Genomic DNA, 13,780 nt, shown 5'->3' with positions numbered 1-13,780 from the left:
ATTGAACTCTGAAACCCATTCTGTTTATTTTCAGAAACATAATTTCCGAATTTTAAAATGAACCTGTTTAAATCAGGCAGATTTCAGTTTTCGTTTGACTTTTGAATCTGGTATCATACTATAAAGTAACAACCTACTCAATAATACTCCTCATTTTCAATTTTACAAAAAAATCATTCCTATACAAATAAATACGTCAAATAAATTAGAAGAAGTCAATTAATTATTTTTTACTTAAACTTCTAATCTCTTTATGTAAATACTGCATTCCGCAGCTTTGTAATTGTAACCTCGTCCAAGCACTAGTTTGACTTCTTGTACTTCCCGGATTTATTCAATTCCGTTTTACATCAACTACAATGCAAATGTCCGTATTAATTTTGAAATTACAAATTCATTCAAAACGCTTCAACAAAATTTTATTTGGAAGATTATATTTTTATTAATTATAAATATACAATATTATACTCATTAACAAGTACCAGAATATTTAATATTTGGCAATTTCAATTTCAAACAGAATAAATTGCAATCTTGAAATATTTATATTTTCTTTAAATAATTCAATCATTGATTATAATTATTCATTGTTGACTGTATCCCCAAAGTACAAAAAGATAAAACCATATCTCCCGCATTGTCCAGAAATATGGGAAGTTCCGGCATCTCTTCATTGGAAAATGGTTTAAGCACGTAATCTACTTGCCTGCCGCGCGGAAAATTATTGCCGATTCCGAACCGCAGTCGAGGATATTCCGTTGTCAAAAGCAATTCTTCAATATTTTTTAGACCGTTATGCCCGCCATGGCTTCCTTTGGGTTTAATCCGTAAAGTCCCGAAAGGCAACTGCAGTTCATCTACAATAACCAGCAAATTTTCAGTCGGAATTTTAAACTGATCCATATAATACCGGATTGCTTTTCCGCTCAGATTCATGAAAGTAGTCGGTTTTATAAAATAGATCTGCCGGCCTTTATGTTTCCATTCCGCTACAAAAGCCAGACGCTCAAAGGAAAACTTGAAATCGTGCTGTGCTGCCAGCCTGTCCAGAACCATAAAACCGACGTTATGTCTGGTAAATGCGTATTCGGGACCGATATTTCCTAACCCGGCAATAAGATATTTCATTTGATAAAAGTTTTTGATTTCATTTTTGAGCACTTAATTTAGGCTAAAATTCAGGGAAATTATATCATGCCCCAAAAACGATTAATACTAGCCAGCCCGTTACTTGAAATCATGACCAGCCGGTTATGTCAGCAACTTATTGAAAATCATCAGGATTTTTCAAATTCAGTAGTAATGGGTCTGCAGCCGAGAGGAATATATTTTGCGGAAAGGATCATTGCGGAATTACGTGAACGTACAGGCAAAAATATTCCGCTGGGTTATCTGGACGCTACTTTTTACAGAGACGATTTCCGTCGACGGGAATCGCCGTTGTTGCCAAACAAAACCAATGTACCTTTTTTGATTGAAGGCAAAAGAGTAATCCTGATCGACGATGTGCTGGCCAGCGGACGAATGGTCCGGGCTGCGCTGGATGCCATGACCGCATTCGGGCGTCCCAAAATGGTCGAGTTAATGGTACTGATCGACAGACGCTATAACAGGGAACTGCCCATTGATCCGGATTATGTAGGCATGAATGTAAGTACAGTCGAAAGTCAGCGCGTACAGGTGGAATGGAAAGAACAGGGCTTCCATTCCGACCAGATCTGGATGGTTGACTGAAACTTCCGTATTAAGGCCTTGATGCTTCTGCTTTGGTCGCTTTGCCGATGTCTTCTGTTTTGTACGTAAGCTTGTCAATATAGAAAACCTCCCTGCCCTGGCCTACGGATGAAGTTCCCAGCCGCTGCATGCCGTAAGCCAGAAAATACTGTCCGTACCACGGAGAAAGATAAGCATCTTCGCTGTTAAGAACCTTTTCCTTTTCAGACTTTGGCACAATCTTGAACTTTTCATTTTTCACAACCACCGTATTACGGCTGATTACCTCTGTGTGGATTTCACCATCCTGCGGATATGCAAGCACAAAATAATCGTCAACGGGTGTAATCTGGACCATTTCCTGAAGATCATAACTAGTAAGATCTTTTATCGTGATGCAATTGTCCCAGATCAATTTACCGTTCAGGTCAAAACCGCATACGATGGCATGCGTGTAACGGTAACCTTCGAGCGAGCGCGAAAAATAAGGCCGGGAAAGTCCGCCTGCAATAACCGGATTGGATGACCGCTGATTGGGATAATAAACTTCCGCAACGAGCACGATTTCATTGTCAGTCTGGATCAGTTCATGCACAAGCAGCCGGTACCTGAAACGGTTTTCTTTGCCCAGGCTTTCTCTTTTACCAATCCGTTCCAGCATTTTCTGTTTGCGTTTCGGCTTCATGTAGTTGAAAAAATTCTGAAGCTGGGAAAATTCTATAAACTGCGGTTCCTGAGGTTCGTCGTCTTCAATATGCGTTACAAAAAGACCTTGGGAATATTGCGTGCATCCAACGGAGTAATTGCCGATCAGATAAGAATCGTCCGGGTTCAGCGGAACGATCTGACCTGAAATAAAGCTATACCGCGGATCGCTGAGCGATGTTTTTTTAAGCAGCTTTCCGTCGTAATTATAAGTTTTGATCTCAAAAACACAGTTTTTTTTGCGATAGGCATACGTAATTACATTGATATAGCCGTCCACTTCATTGATATCAACATTATTAAGTTCTGTATTTTTTTCGAACAATCCCGGCAAAACGCGTGTCGTGTGATCAAAAAAGGAATGCACTATGACAATCGGGCGTGAGCGGTAATAACCGGAAACAAGCGCTTTGCTTCCCATAACCTTGAAATGCTGCACATCTACGCCGGCCAGCAAGTTTCCTTTGTATGTATCAATGGAGCCATCACTGAAATTGAGCTGCATAAACAAAAAACGATCCGTGTCCGGCTCGGCAAACAGCCAGTAACCGCTTTCCGCACCTTTGTAGGCCATTACCGGTATATATCTGAAATCCAGTTTGTAAGTTGTACGCCAGAGTACTTTCAGCGTGGTATCATATTTTACAAACTGCCATTGTTCATTGCGGCTGTTACCATAATCATTTCCCCGCACTACAGATAATATTCCACGCTCGCCCAGACTAAATACTTCAAATTCCTCGGGTGTAGCAGAACTTGTTTTAATTTCCAGGCGGTCCGATTGCTGCAGTTGCGCCCATGCGCCGCATAGCGGGAACAGGCCCAGCAGCAGGATCATGTAAATCCGCGTCGAATATAATGGATGGATATTCATAACTTCTTTGTCCGGGGTGTGAGTCTCATCAATAATTACTCTAATTTTGCATCAAAAAGAATAACATTGCTATTTATTTTGTAAATAATTTCAATCAAATAAAAACCTGGAGAAATATCATTCTTTAACAGAATCTGCTCTCCTGCTTGACCCTATTTTTCATGTCAATTGAAGCCATTTTAAAGCAAGACATTCAAAAAGCAATCCAACAGCGTTTTGACATTTCTGCCGAAGACATCATTTTACAACCTACAAAGAAAGAATTTGAAGGATTTTATACTTTTGTTACTTTTCCATTAGCCAAATCCACTCGCAAAGCGCCGGCAGAAATCGGGCAGATTATTGGCAACTATCTCAAAAACAATAGCTTAGTTGTAGATAATTTCAATGTTGTCCAAGGTTTTCTGAACATTAACCTCAAAGACAGCACGTGGCTGAACCTGTTTGACCAGATCCTCAGCGATACGGCGTTCGGTACATTTCCTGCTAATGGTCAGTCGGTTATGGTGGAATTTTCTTCTCCAAACACCAATAAACCTTTGCACCTGGGACATTTGAGGAATAATTTCCTTGGTGATTCCTTGTCGAAAATACTGGAAGCAGGCGGCTATGATGTGGTAAAAACCTGTCTTGTCAACGACCGCGGTATTCACATCTGCAAATCCATGCTGGCTTACCGCGAACTGGGCAACGGCGAAACGCCGGAATCCAGCGGCATCAAAGGCGATCACCTTGCGGGAAAGTATTATGTAAAATTTGATATTGAGTACAAATCGCAGATCCGCGAACTTGTAGCGCAGGGCATGCCTGAGGATGAAGCTTCAAAAAAAGCGCCGTGGATGCTGGAAGCACAGCAACTGCTGCTGTCATGGGAAAACGGCGATCCGGAAACGGTAGCCTTGTGGCAAAAAATGAACAGTTGGGTGTATGAAGGTTTCAGTGAAACGTACAACAAGATCGGCGTCGGATTTGATAAAACGTATTATGAATCCAATACGTACCTGTTAGGAAAAGACATTATTGAAGAAGGTATTGAAAAAAATGTTTTTTACCGGAAAAGCGATAATTCGGTCTGGATTGACCTTGCAGAAGAAGGACTGGATGAAAAACTGGTCTTGCGCGGCGACGGAACTTCCGTTTACATTACGCAGGATCTCGGAACTACGGAACTGAAAAACAATGATTACCATAACAATCGCTATTTGTGGGTTGTGGGCAATGAGCAGGATTATCATTTCAAAGTGCTCTTTGCCATCCTGAAACGGCTCGGCCGCCAGTATGCCGAAGGTTGTTATCATATCAGTTACGGAATGGTCGATTTGCCTTCCGGTAAAATGAAATCGCGCGAAGGTACCGTTGTCGATGCCGACGACCTGATTTCGCAGATGATTCAGACCGCTTCTGATCGCACGCAGGAACTTGGAAAAATTGATGATTTTGAAAGCAAGGAAGCCAATCAGCTTTATAACCAGCTTGCACTCGGCGCGTTAAAGTACTTTCTTCTGAAAGTGGACCCTAAAAAAAGAATGCTTTTCAACCCGGAAGAATCCATTGACTTTCAAGGGCATACCGGGCCGTTCATTCAGTATACTTATGCGCGGATCCGTTCGATCATGCGAAAAGCGGAGCAGTCCGGGATTGAAGGCAAATTGCCATCAGCGAATTATGAAGTGCACAAAGCTGAAAAAGAGCTGATTTTTATGTTGTCGCAATATCCTGCAAGGGTATTGAGCGCCGCCGGTGACTTTGCTCCTTCGGTTATTTCGCTTTATGCATTTGAACTGGCGAAAGTCTACAACCAGTTTTATGCCGAGGTTTCCATTTTCTCCGATCCTGATCCCGAAGCCGTACAATTCCGGGTTGCATTATCAAAAGTAGTTTCGGAAACGATTCGCAAAGCTTTGGGGTTATTGGGCATAGAAGTACCGGAACGTATGTAGCTGTTGGTAAGCAGGGTTATTAGTAAAAAAAGGATGAATCGTTTTGTTAAAAATTACGTATATTATACAGTCAAACAGTTAAAATCTAACAATAACCAATTCTTATCATGGACCTCGTAAAATCGCTTTTTATTATGATTGCCTCTTTATTCAGCGGTATTTTTGCTGACAAATCCGAAATTGCCAAAAGACCTGCGGAACATGTAACTGCGAAACTTTCCTTGTACGACTTCAAAGTAAAATCGCTCGTAGGCGACGAAACGGTGGATTTGAGCAAATACAAAGGAAAAAAAGTGGTTATCCTGAATGTTGCTTCCAAATGCGGCTATACCAAACAGTACGCTGACTGGGAAAAATTCAACAAGGAACATGGCGATAAAGTGGTCGTTCTGGGTTTTCCTGCCAATAATTTCGGCGGTCAGGAGCCGGGAACCAGTGAAGAAATTGCTACTTTCTGCTCCAAAACGTACGGCGTTACATTTCCGATGTTTGAAAAAGTTTCTGTTCTTGGCGAAGATCAGGCGCCTATTTACAAGTGGCTTACAACAAAAGACCTCAACGGCTGGAACGACAAAGTTCCGACCTGGAATTTCTGCAAGTATGTTGTCAATGAAAATGGTGAACTGACAAATTTCTTTGCATCCAAAATCTTACCAACCGATCCTGAATTTTTAAAGGCAGTCGGAATCTGATGATTTGAAATGCAATGATCAGCGGAGCCGGGATCAATAAATTTGATCTGGTTCCGCTGATTAATATACTAAAAATGGAAAACATAACAGCACACTATGAAAATCAATGAAATTGCAGAAGCCAAAAGATACCTTTCCAACGCCAGGGAAATCCTGCGTGACAAAGCGCTTAAAGAAGATGGTTATTACACGGATCGTAAATACGTAAAAATGGCCGGACATACTGCTTACACCGGCGTTCTGGTCGCACTGGACAGCATTCTCGGGGGAAATAAAAAAGGCAGGAAAAGTGTAGAATGGTATCAGAAGGAACTTTCTGCGGTAGACAAAAAAATATTATCTGCATTTCTGGCAGCTTACGATACACTGCATCTTTCCATGAGTTATGATGGAAATCTGAGTGCAGCCATTTCTTCAGAAGGTTTGCAGCTTGCAGAAAAAATCATTGACTGGGCAGAAATGAAAGCTCAGGCATGATGTTAATCAAATTGATATAAAATGAATCCCTGGATTGAAGCGGCACGCCCGCGCACTTTGCCTCTTGCGCTTTCCTGCATATTAATGGGTTGCTTTCTGGCCGCCTCCAAAGGTAATTTCAGCTGGTCCGTTGCAGCTTTAAGCATTCTAACAACCATTCTTCTTCAGGTACTTTCCAACTTCGCCAATGATTACGGCGATGCAGTGAACGGCAAGGATACAGACTTGCGTGAAGGCCCGCGCCGGGCCGTTCATTCCGGCCATATTCCGGCTTCCGCTATGCTGAAAGCGATTATTCTTTTTTCGGTACTTGCGTTGGTTTCCGGCATTTCACTGTTGACGATTGCCTTACGCAATGCCTCAGCAAACGTATTTTGGGTATTCCTTGGAATCGGGATTGCATGTATTATCGCTGCCATCACTTATACCGCAGGCAAAAGACCGTATGGCTATGTCGGGCTTGGCGACCTTTCGGTACTGATCTTTTTTGGATGGGTCGGTGTTCTCGGCAGCAGTTATCTGCATACGCATGTATGGGACTGGAGTTTGCTGCTTCCGGCTACAAGCTGCGGACTTTTCGCAGTTGGCGTTCTGAATATTAACAACATTCGCGACATAGAATCGGACAGGGCAACGGGCAAGAATTCCATTCCGGTCAGACTTGGCAGGGAAAAGGCGATCCGTTATCATTGGTGCATTCTCCTGATCGGCATGCTGTGTGTTCTAATTTATACAATCCAGAATTTTTCAGGGTATACAAGTCTGTTTTTCCTGCTCAGTTTTCCGCTTTTTATCAAAAACGGTCTGGCCGTTTCCAGATTGCAGAAAGCCAGCGAACTGGACCCGTACCTGAAACAAATGGCACTTTCCACGTTGCTGTTTGTGATTCTTTTTGGTTTAGGGATTATTTTATAGAGTTTACTTTACAAATGATTTGATTGCTTTTCCAAGAACCGAGTAGCCTTTTGCATTGGGATGCAGCCCGTCTGAAAACAGCGATTCGTCAATTTTACCGTCTTTCTGCAAAAATACTTTTCCGGGATCCAGATAATCAACATTGGTTCCACCGGTCAGCAATGCCAGTTTTTTATTGAGTTTTTCCACTCTGGCTTCCTGCGCGCGTCTCGGATAAATGCCTAACATGGTGATTTGTGCCTTTGGCTGCCGGTATTTTATTGCCTTAATCAGCAACCGCCAGCCTTCCACAATTTCATCATCCGTATTCAGATGAAGGTTGTTCGTTCCGATATTGACAAAAATCCGGCTGATCGGATCGCCGTCCAGCTCGCCATGATGAACCCGCCACAGAACATTTTCAATCCGGTCCCAGCCATAACCCAGATTTCTTGCATTTTTGCCGAACGTATCCATCCAGGAATCCTCGCCTACTGCACGCGGACCTTTCGGCATGCCGCCCCAGAAATGCGTAATGGAATTGCCGATGATTACATTCGTTGGTACAGATTTCTTGTTCAGTTCAAGGATTTCACGGTGCCTTGCTTCCCAGTCATAATTATACAGTTCCCGCATTTGCGTCAATGGCTTTGTCGTTGAAAACGCACCGGTTTCTTCATGGAGAATGATACGGATGTGCTTTTCGTAACCCTCGGCATAGCGCATCATGCCAAGGTCATTCGGGTGCGTTCCATCAACCATCGTTTCCGTATCCTGTTTGAAATCTTCTTTCGGAATCATGTAAAGCTCCTTTATTCCTTCCGATTTCAACGCGGCATAAGCCTTTTCCAGCGTCTCGTTTACTTCCATGTAAAAATGCCTGCTTTGCGGATTGATGTCTCCATCCGTATAGCCGGCATGTGCGGCGAGGACAATCGGAACACTTGGCCGTTTTTCACGCAAAGTATGCACCGAAGCGAGAATCCGTTTGTAAACGTCTTCAATCGTCAGATCACTATCAGGATCCTCCGGACGGATGGTCATATTCGGAAGGCAATCGAGTACATACATTTTGGCATCTATTTCCGAAATCATGTTGATCAATTTATTTTCAAGCATTCCGTTTCCGGAAAAAGCAAGGTTAATCAGCGGACGATCCAGCTTTCTTCCAAGTATCGACGTCCAGGCCATTCCCGGCCGGGAAGCACAGGCGCCCTGCGCGATGGAAGTTCCGTAAACAACAACCGGCTTGTCAGGCCTTACTGCCAGAGGCGTAAATTCAGCTTTTTCCGGTGTTCCTATTTCTAGCCACTTTATCTTGTTATACAATGGCAGAAAAAGTCTGTACTCCCGACCTTTTTTATGATAGTTGTCGTTTGGATTCAGGTTTTTAAAATCAAAGGTAATCGTATCGCCGAAAGCATATTTTGCTGCACACCAAAGCCAGTCTCCGTCATTTGACAATGCATAAAGATCCACGCCGCTCACGCCGGTTGCAGGCATATGCGGCAAAGCATGTTGTCCGCTGACCACATAACGGACGCTGATTTCAGATGAATTGGCGCGAAATCGAAGCATTAAACCCGAAGGCATTCCGGCAAGGTCCCAAACCGGTTCACGAACCTGCTTTTCTGCGCGTGCAGGAAGCCGGTCATACGGGCTTTTCAGTTCCTTCGGCCACGCCTGACCTTCAATGACGGGAAAAGTTGCGGTCTCCGGATTCCACCATTTGATTTTGCCGTTCTGGGCAAACAGTAACCGGGAAGTAAAAAGCAGAACAAACAGAAAACAGGTAAATGCAGATTTCATAAATAAAGACGGACACTTTTGCTATACAAAAGTGTCCGTCCGATTACTTCTAACTTTATAGAATCCGATTATTTCACAATGACGCCATCTGCAATGAATGTGAGCTCCTCTTTTGGTTCGGTGATTTTGGCAATTTCTTCCTGGCTTTTGCCCGCGTCTTTTGCATAATGCTGCAGATGTTCGACAGGAACGGTTTTCTTTTGTGCTTCTCCTTCAAACACAACGGTTTTGCCGGCTATATCTTTCGGAACAAAAAAGGCATAATCCTTGAACATCACGCGCATGGTTTCACCATCGGCCATTTTGACTTTCATCCAGCAGCCTTTCACCTGACAAACGGATTCAACGGTACCGCTTACCTTGGCATCCATTTCTGTTTTGTTTCCCATCTTTTGAGGCAATGCGCTTGCCTCCATGGCTTTGCTATCATTTATCTCTTTTCCAAAATGGCCTGCGTTTTGTGCATGAGCCGTACACATGGCGATTATTCCCAGTAAAAACAGGATCAGCTTTTTCATAAAATCGGGATTATAGTGACAAGAAACAATTTAAGCTAAAATTTATTTATTCCAAAACCTCAACCCAGCCTTTGCAGTGGTTTCCCTGCGGCGTATCCACTACATAGAAATAAGTACCGTTGGCAATGCCTTTTCCCCAGTCATTTTTATAATCCGACGCTTTGAAAACGGACTTTCCCCAGCGGTTAAAAACTTCCAGCGACGAAGCCGGAACCGGAACAACAAAGAAATCATTTTTGCCATCGCCATTCGGGGTAATAACGTTGCTGAGCGTAAATGCCGGAGCAGCCGACAGCGTTTTGGACAATGAAAGTGCGCATCCCGCAGCATTGTAAGTCGTCAAAGTAACGGTATAATCTCCCGGTGTTTCGTAAACATATTCCTTTATGTCCTTTTCACCCGTCACATGGCCTGCGCCCAGATCCCATTCATACTTTTGTGCATTTTTGGTATGATTGATCATGGAGTAAGAAAAAGGAGCATTGCACGCGCCGCCCGACTGCGCTATTTCAAAAGCCGGCTCAAAGGTTCTGTCCACTTTAACGGTAATTTCCCTGACCGGCCTGCAACCGTCGTCATAAATGCCTTCAATCGTGTAAGTTGTTGTTTTTTCCGGTTTTACCGTTACAGATTGTCCGATTGTTTCCGGCAAACCGTCATTGGGCAGCCAGCGGTACTGTTTTGCATCTCCGGAAACGGTTAACACTACAGTAGAACCTGCACAAACTTCGGTATCGGGCATATCAACAAAATCGGATTTCTTTTCCACGTTTACTTTTACATTTTCAGTTACCTTGCAACCGCTTGCATTGCTGATTTCCACCGTAAATTCCGTATTCTCCTTTACCGTAACAGTTGGTGTTGCACTTGCCGCATTGTCCATTCCGGCAGCAGGCGACCATTTGTACTGCGTGCCGCCGGATGCAAAAAGCTTGACGGAAGAATTTTCACAAACTGCAGTATCCGCCATTACTTTGGTATTCAGCGTTTCCACAATGATTTTTTTCTGTGCTACATCCATGCGCTTGCAGCTCAGACGGTTATACGCTTTTAGAGTGACAGTATATTCGCCCGGATTTTTAAAAGTATATTCCGCCTGATCTTCTTCGCGGGAAATGGTGCTTTCGCCGACGTCCCAGATATAATCCACGCCGCCTTCGCTCGTATTGATAAACGTAAGTTCCAGCGGCGCACATCCGCGGACTACATCTTTGGTACTTCCGGAGTAAACGTCAAAGTCTGCTTTTAACCTGTCGATATCGATTTTAAAGGCTGCATTGTTGCAGTTTTCGCTGTTGTTCGTTTTGGACCAGGCTTGCGGTGTTACAGGAAAATGCGTTCCGCCACAGGCGCAGGTTGCATGATAAATAGTTCCGTTTTTGTCAAACCGGCTTGTACCGCCGTCCACATGATCGCCCTGAATAAAGCCCGTGCGCGTGGAGCTTCCGAAATAGGTAGCATACAGAAGCGACTTGGCGCCCTGTTCCAGAATGGCAATGTAAAAGTTGTTCCCGTTGGTTGTGGATTTGATGGCATCGTCCGTTACTTTAAGGTTATTCGTACTGCTCGCCGGATTGAAATCCGTATCTGAATTGACGTTTCCGCCCCAGCCGGCTATGTAAATATTCCCGCATTCGCTCACCAGAAATGCCGTCGGGGAAATATCCGGCGTACCCCGCCCCGATCCTATAACCGTTGAAAAAACTGTTTTGGACAATGTCGCATCCAGCGCGTGAATGAACTGGCCGCTTTTTTCATTGCTGTAAACACCCGGACTTACCGGGTATGCTCCGTTTGTAAGTCCATAAACGTACACATTACTGCTTGCATCCAGGTCGATAAGATAAGCGGCATCCGCATTAGCCGTTCCCAGATACGTCATTCCGGCCAGCTTGTCGGCTGAGAACCTTGCAACGAATGCGTCTTCGGTACCGCTAAGTTTCTGCTGAAAAGAACTGGAACTGGTCGGAAGCGTGCTGCTCTGTGAATTTCCTGTGACGTAAATATCACCGTTTGCGGCAGATTTGATTGAATAAGCGGCATCTTCCTTGTCGCCTCCGATGTAAGTGCTCCATAAAAGACTGTTCAGCTCAGGTGCCAGCCTTAAAACAACGCCGTCCTGATTTCCTGCCAGCTTGTTTTGAACCGGGTTTTTCAATGGAAAATCCTGCGAATTTGTAGACGACGCCACCAGCACATTGTCCGCCTTGTCCAGCACGATTTCGCCCCTGAAACTGTCGCCGTAATTCCGGATCGTGAAATTGGTCGGATTGCTTACGCCGTCGTTGCCTTTTCCGCCCAGAAATGTAGATGCCGTCAGCTGCGCTCCGCTTGCACTGAGCTTTGATACGAAAATATCGCTTCCATTCGGCAAGTCCAGCCCGGATATCGGAACCACTGAAGAGCCGCCGCCAAATGTTGCCTGAAAAGCGGAACTCCGGACGGGAAAGTTAGCGGAAGAAGTAAGTCCCAGAACAAGCAGTTCGTTTTTGCTGTTGACGATCAGGCTGCTTGGAATATCGGTGCTGTTCCCGCCCAGAAATGTAGCATAGACAAGCTGACTTCCGTCCGGCGTAAATTTCAGAATGGAAACATCCACCAAACCTTCGAACTTCACCTGAAAAGCGCCGGTCGTTGCAGGGAAATTGGTACCAAAAACAGTTCCGCCGGAATAAAGGTTACCTTCCCCGTCATACGTTGCGGTATGGCCCCAGTTATCGGCAACGGACCCGGAGTAAGTTGAAAATATCAGTTCGGGATCAATCGTCAGTTTTTTGGTCTTATCATAACCTTTGGGCAGCACGAAGTGAACGCTTTTATCCGGAGTTACCGCAAAATGTGAAGACACATCCGCTTGTTTTCCGTTGACAGTCTGAAACGTATAGGGCTCCGCTTCCTTAAACTGGCCAATGGAAGTTTTCACAACAATTTGTCCGTTTTCGTTCAGCGAAATATTTTCGGCTCCATTGTATTTCAGCCTGATCTGAGCAGGGTCCGCATTCGGCTGAACGATGAATTCATATTTGAGCTTGAACTGATGCATGTAAATACGCAGGTCAATTCCGGTATAAACATTTTTGTAAGTTACTTCTTCAAAGGCTTTTACATTTCCTGCCCACTTGCTTTCCTCTTTTCCGAGAAAATAATTATAGTGAATCCGTGTTTCTCTTTCCGGTTTGTAACGGATGCTTTCGGAAGCATTCTGAAAAACCACTTCCACGCCGTGCGCAGGAATCATATGGCCGGCTGCGGCATTGTTCCGAATGTTTCCGGAGTCAGCGGCTTTTTTCCCGTGCATGGCCGAAACCCTGGCGGCGTCATACAATACATAAACAAGCGACTTGTTTTTCAGAAAAAGAAATCCGCCCGGAATTTCAGCGCGGTATAAAACTTCCGGCTCCCACTGGCCGCGGTTTTCAATAAAATGCATGTCACCGGCGAGTGTATTTTGCAGCGGCTGGAAAGAAATAAGAAAAAGAAGGAGGATTAAAAGTAGATTTTTCTGCATAGCGTGACTTGTAATTTCTATTTGAACGCAGAAACTGAAATGATATTTTCACAGAATTCGTATTCCTGTTCTACATTGGAGCCCAGCAAAAGCAATTGATCGCGGGTATGCTCCGTTACGTGTTCCAGATACCATTTTATTCCCTGTACATCCAGATTTGTCGTGGGTTCATCCAGAAAAATCACCGGAACATCCGACATAAAAGCGAGGCCCAGCTTTACCCTTTGCTTCATACCCGATGAAAAATGGCGGATGACCTTGTCGCTTGCATGCGGAAGCTGAATGAAGTCTTCAAAATCGCGCGATGAAATGCCGTTTTTGAAGGGTTTGAACTTTTTATGAAAGTCGAGCAGCTCACGAAGCGTAAATTCCTCGATCAGTTCCAGATAAGGCGCGGCAATAACCAGCTGTTTATACCAGTTGTCTTCTTCGATTTCCCTGCCGTCAGTATTTACATAACGTATTTTTCCCTCGGTAACCGGCACCATGCCTGTCAGCAACTGAAGCAAAGTAGATTTTCCGCTGCCATTCGGCCCGACGAAAGTATATTTCTGCCCTGCTTCGAGTTCAAAATTGGCATTGCGGACAATCCATTCCCTGATAAATTTCTTTCCTATATTTTCAACCCTGATCTGCAATGCTGTTCGGTA

The 13,780-nt window shown here is 44.2% G+C and carries 11 protein-coding genes; 5 read left to right on the top strand and 6 right to left on the bottom strand.

Translation table 11 applies throughout. From position 1 onward, the window contains the following. Positions 1–567: 567 nt before the first annotated feature. Positions 568–1,128: an aminoacyl-tRNA hydrolase gene (gene pth, locus FEM55_RS10095; protein WP_138281200.1), complete on the bottom strand. Its 561-nt coding sequence runs from the start codon at positions 1,126–1,128 to the stop codon at positions 568–570. Between the two features lie 66 nt (positions 1,129–1,194). Between pth and pyrR the strand changes: the two genes are divergently transcribed. After that, positions 1,195–1,734: a bifunctional pyr operon transcriptional regulator/uracil phosphoribosyltransferase PyrR gene (gene pyrR, locus FEM55_RS10090; RefSeq protein WP_138281199.1), complete on the top strand. Its 540-nt coding sequence runs from the start codon at positions 1,195–1,197 to the stop codon at positions 1,732–1,734. A gap of 10 nt (positions 1,735–1,744) precedes the next feature. On the opposite strand, the gene FEM55_RS10085 is transcribed toward pyrR, so the two are convergent. Beyond that, positions 1,745–3,292: a hypothetical protein gene (locus FEM55_RS10085; protein ID WP_229209186.1), complete on the bottom strand. Its 1,548-nt coding sequence runs from the start codon at positions 3,290–3,292 to the stop codon at positions 1,745–1,747. A gap of 161 nt (positions 3,293–3,453) precedes the next feature. Here FEM55_RS10085 and argS point away from each other — a divergent pair, with 161 nt between their 5' ends. The 4 genes from argS to FEM55_RS10065 all read left to right on the top strand — a co-directional run bounded on the left by argS (position 3,454) and on the right by FEM55_RS10065 (position 7,316). Then, the gene (argS, locus tag FEM55_RS10080) at positions 3,454–5,232 is read left to right on the top strand and encodes an arginine--tRNA ligase (protein WP_138281198.1); all 1,779 of its coding nucleotides are present in this window, start codon (positions 3,454–3,456) and stop codon (positions 5,230–5,232) included. A 107-nt stretch (positions 5,233–5,339) separates the two neighbouring features. Next, positions 5,340–5,924, top strand: coding sequence for a glutathione peroxidase (locus tag FEM55_RS10075; RefSeq protein WP_138281197.1), 585 nt, complete (start codon positions 5,340–5,342; stop codon positions 5,922–5,924). A gap of 96 nt (positions 5,925–6,020) precedes the next feature. Continuing rightward, positions 6,021–6,401, top strand: a complete 381-nt coding sequence (locus FEM55_RS10070) for a DUF5618 family protein (protein WP_138281196.1) — start codon at positions 6,021–6,023, stop codon at positions 6,399–6,401. A 21-nt stretch (positions 6,402–6,422) separates the two neighbouring features. After that, positions 6,423–7,316, top strand: coding sequence for a 1,4-dihydroxy-2-naphthoate polyprenyltransferase (locus FEM55_RS10065; RefSeq protein ID WP_138281195.1), 894 nt, complete (start codon positions 6,423–6,425; stop codon positions 7,314–7,316). 3 nt (positions 7,317–7,319) lie between these two features. Here the strand turns inward: FEM55_RS10065 and FEM55_RS10060 are convergent, their stop codons facing one another. The 4 genes from FEM55_RS10060 to FEM55_RS10045 all read right to left on the bottom strand — a co-directional run bounded on the left by FEM55_RS10060 (position 7,320) and on the right by FEM55_RS10045 (position 13,768). After that, positions 7,320–9,104 (bottom strand): SGNH/GDSL hydrolase family protein, encoded by a 1,785-nt coding sequence (locus tag FEM55_RS10060; RefSeq protein ID WP_138281194.1) that lies wholly within the window; start codon positions 9,102–9,104, stop codon positions 7,320–7,322. A 68-nt stretch (positions 9,105–9,172) separates the two neighbouring features. Then, positions 9,173–9,622: a DUF4920 domain-containing protein gene (locus FEM55_RS10055; RefSeq protein WP_138281193.1), complete on the bottom strand. Its 450-nt coding sequence runs from the start codon at positions 9,620–9,622 to the stop codon at positions 9,173–9,175. Between the two features lie 46 nt (positions 9,623–9,668). Beyond that, positions 9,669–13,130 carry a T9SS type B sorting domain-containing protein gene (locus FEM55_RS10050; protein ID WP_138281192.1) on the bottom strand — a complete coding sequence of 1,154 codons (3,462 nt, stop codon included), beginning with the start codon at positions 13,128–13,130 and terminating at the stop codon, positions 9,669–9,671. A 17-nt stretch (positions 13,131–13,147) separates the two neighbouring features. Further along, positions 13,148–13,768 carry an ABC transporter ATP-binding protein gene (locus FEM55_RS10045; RefSeq protein WP_138281191.1) on the bottom strand — a complete coding sequence of 207 codons (621 nt, stop codon included), beginning with the start codon at positions 13,766–13,768 and terminating at the stop codon, positions 13,148–13,150. Positions 13,769–13,780 lie beyond the last annotated feature (12 nt).

Origin of the sequence: Dyadobacter sediminis (genome assembly GCF_005860765.1) — a bacterium.
GTDB classification, from domain to species: domain Bacteria; phylum Bacteroidota; class Bacteroidia; order Cytophagales; family Spirosomataceae; genus Dyadobacter; species Dyadobacter sediminis.
This window is presented reverse-complemented; position numbering and strand designations above follow the sequence as displayed.